The sequence below is a fragment of the Thiogranum sp. genome, assembly GCF_058323355.1.
The window spans coordinates 1-3,404 of sequence record NZ_JBTTIO010000087.1; the positions used below are offsets into that span (position 1 = coordinate 1).

The window sequence follows — 3,404 nt, forward strand, 5'->3', positions numbered from 1 at the left end:
CTTTGAACGGGACATTAGCGTGCCGAAGGTGTTGTATCGCTGGCGCCCGGACGATACGGAAAACCCGTACTTCGGCATGCTGGCCCTGTGTGACGAGCTGGTGGTGACGGCCGACAGTATCTCCATGCTTGGTGAAGCCTGCGCGACCGGCAAGCCGGTGTGGATGGCGCCACTGGGGGGATACGGTCATCCGATGCGCGAGGACCGCGATATCCCCGTGGATTTTCGTCTCAGTGCCTGGAATTACAGCATGATGATGCGCTGGGGCCATCCGCGCCTGAGTCGTGATATTCGCCTTGTTCACCGGCGCCTGCTTGAGCAGGGGCGTGTTGCCTGGCTGGGTGAACCGGCCGCCGTACCAACGGCACAGTCAGACGATATGGTGCGTGCCGTGGCACGGGTCAGGGCGTTGTTCTGAATTAACCGGCGTTCGGCCCCCGGACTTTTACTGCCTGACCGTTTTCCATGCGATAGACGCAATCGGCAGCCTCGACCAGCGCCGTCTGATGGGAAATGGCAAGGATAGTCAACTTGCCACGCAAGGCTTCCATGGTTCTGCCGATGGCGGCCTCGTTCTCCGGGTCGAGTGCACTGGTGGCTTCATCGAGGATCAGCAATCCGGGTTTGTGCACCAGTGCGCGCGCAATCATGATGCGCTGGCGCTGCCCGCCGGAGAGTTTGGTGCCGCGTTCTCCCGCCGTGCTGTGAATGCCATCCGGCAGCTGTGCGATAAAGTCCCAGGCACCGGCGTCCTTTAACGCCCGTGTAGCGTCTTCCTCGCTGAGTTGCGGATCGCCAAGCGTGACGTTATGGACAATCGAGGCGTGCAGCAGCAGGGTTTCCTGCGGGACATAGCCAATCATGCGTCGCCAGGCGCGCATATCGAGTTTACTGAGGGGAATACCGTCGATCAGGACGGCACCGCCCTGGGGTTTCAGCAGGCCGATGACCAGGTCAATGACGGTTGTCTTGCCCGAACCGGACGGGCCGGTGAGGGTTGTCAGCCGGCCCTGGGGGATATCGATACTGACATCGTGCAGCACATGCCTTTCCGGGGTATAGCCAAATGTTACCCGTTCGAGCCGGATACCGGTTTGCAGATGTGGTGTTGCGCCTTCACCGAGGTATTCCTCGGCCTGGCGGGCTTCTTCGATGGCATCCTTGAGTGACCAGAAGGCGCTCTCGCCAACCACCATTTTCTGGTATTGCTTCTGCACCTTGCCCAGTTGGCTGAGCATCTTGCCGAGTACGACGGCCAGCACTGTGACCGTGGCGACGGGCATGCCGAGTTTAACCAGCGCAATAAACATACCGCCAGCGACAACAATGGCAAACATTTCCTCCTGCGCTGCATTCAGTGCCGCACTGCTGAACACCTGTTTCCTGAACGCCTTGTTGAGGCGCGTGGTTTCCATGGCCAGCACCTTGTCGGCCAGGTGGTCCTTGGACATGGCCTTGAGCGGTTTGACGGACTGTAGCGTATCGGTTAGTTGGGTCAGCAGGGAAGTCAGCAGCCGGGTCTGTTTTTTTCCTGCGCGGCGGGTCATGCGTACCAGAAAATGCGAAATACCGATAATGACACTGCCGACTGCCAGTGTCGTCAACGTGGCTTTCCAGGAAACCGCAAGAGCAACACCGCCATAAATGATGGCCTGTACGAGGTAGGTAATCACGGTCGCGCCATTGACAAAGGAGTCGGATGAGCGTTGTGCTTCGGTTGCCAGCCGGTTGGTCAGGCGGCCGATTGGCTGATTGGTGAAATATTCCCACTTACTGCGCAGCATTGCGCGCAGCATTTCCAGGCGAAGGTCGGTTGCTACCTGGGCGGCGGTGTAGCCAACCTGTTTTTTTGCAACCAGCAGCAACAGGCTCTTGAGCGTGACTCCCAGTACGATCACCGTCAACAGCACCCCGATGCTGGGTGAAATACCGAACTGCTGCATGACATCGATAACCATCTGCTCGTATTCACTGGGGGGTTGTCTTGTCGTATCGACACCTTCACCGACATCATTTTTGATAGCAATGCTGATAAGAGGCAGCAACGCGGATAATCCTATGCCCTCCGCAACACCGGCGAACAGCAGCGCCAGCAGCATAATGACGGACTGCCAGGGGTAGGCCCTGAAAAAGGTAAGCATCAGACGCATGGCAGTGGATCAGCAGACAGGAATGGAATTGGTTCGCATGAGGCTGCGAATTATGCCTCTTACAGCGCGCCTGAACAAATCTAGCGCATGCGCGAGAAAAGCCAGCCGGTTGCGGCCAGCACCAGCGTGGCCGGTAAAAAAGCCGTCACAGCAGGTGGCAGCCCGATGAACGCACTGCCGGTGTTAATCATCTGGGTCAGCAGGAAAAAGCCGATCCCAACCCCTGAGCCAATGGCCAGGTTGCGTCCGAACGCTGTGCTGCGCTGGGATTGCAGGCTGGCACCAATCGGTGTGGCCAGCAGCACCATGACGCCGGCCGTCAGCGGTAGTGCGACTTTCTGCCAGAACAACTGTTCGGCGCGTTGCCAGTTCTGCCCGGTTGTGTGCAGGTACTGGACATAGCCATAAAGCCCCGTCAGGGTCATGCCGGTGATGGGGAGGGGGAGCACGGGCAGCTCCTCGGGTGACCAGAAAGGCCCCATCGCCAGTTGTTTGCGAAAGGTGGTTTTCAACTTGTCGTTGTCCAGTGTCTTTTGCGTGACATTGAGCAGCTTCCACTTGCGGTCCCTGGCAGGTTTGGCCGATAACGCATAGATGAAGTTCAGCAAGCGACCGTCCGCTGCAAACTGGAAGAGATAAATGTCAGACGGGATTTTACCGTGGCGGAGTGTGCGGACGTTGAAAAAACGCAGGTCGTCGACAGACCATAGTCCCTTGCCCTGAAGCATGTTGGTACGCCCGGTGCGCGCCAGACTCTTTTGTGTTTCCGCTTTCTGGAAAAGGGGGGCAGATACGTATTCGGAAACACCGTACAGCAGTAATACCAGTAGCAATGCAGGGATAGCGACGGCACGAAAAAAGTAGGTCAAGGGCATGCCGGCCGCACGCATGGCAATAATCTCGCTGTTCTTGTTCAGTCTGGCCAGCGCCAGAATGGTGCCGAGCAGTACGATGACCGGAACCAGGTCCATGGAGCGTTGCGGCAGGGTGTACAGAATGTACTGCACCACGTCGGCTGCCTGGTAGTTATGCTGGATGCGTTCCAGTTCCTCGACAATGGCGAGCAGGCTGAAAATGGCGGACATGACGACCCAGACCAGTATCCAGTCCTTGAGTAATTGCCATGCAATGTAACGGTCGATACGGTTCATGTCAGTGTCTTTTGCGTTGCCAGGCGGGCCATGCCATGAGAAAGACAAAAAGCAGGACAGGCAAGAGGTAGGCCCACCAGATACCCGGGAAGGCCGGAATGGA

General features: G+C 57.7%; 3 protein-coding genes. 1 reads left to right on the plus strand and 2 read right to left on the minus strand.

The annotated features are described in order from the left end of the window. A partial coding sequence (locus ACW81B_RS12130; protein ID WP_491580482.1) for an ELM1/GtrOC1 family putative glycosyltransferase occupies positions 1 to 418 on the plus strand: 418 nt, incomplete at its 5' end. Between the two features lies 1 nt (position 419). Here the strand turns inward: ACW81B_RS12130 and ACW81B_RS12135 are convergent. Beyond that, positions 420 to 2,150, minus strand: coding sequence for an ABC transporter ATP-binding protein (locus ACW81B_RS12135; RefSeq protein ID WP_491580483.1), 1,731 nt, complete (start codon positions 2,148 to 2,150; stop codon positions 420 to 422). An 80-nt stretch (positions 2,151 to 2,230) separates the two neighbouring features. Then, positions 2,231 to 3,301 (minus strand): LPS export ABC transporter permease LptG, encoded by a 1,071-nt coding sequence (gene lptG / locus ACW81B_RS12140; RefSeq protein WP_491580484.1) that lies wholly within the window; start codon positions 3,299 to 3,301, stop codon positions 2,231 to 2,233. Between the last annotated feature and the right edge of the window lie 103 nt (positions 3,302 to 3,404).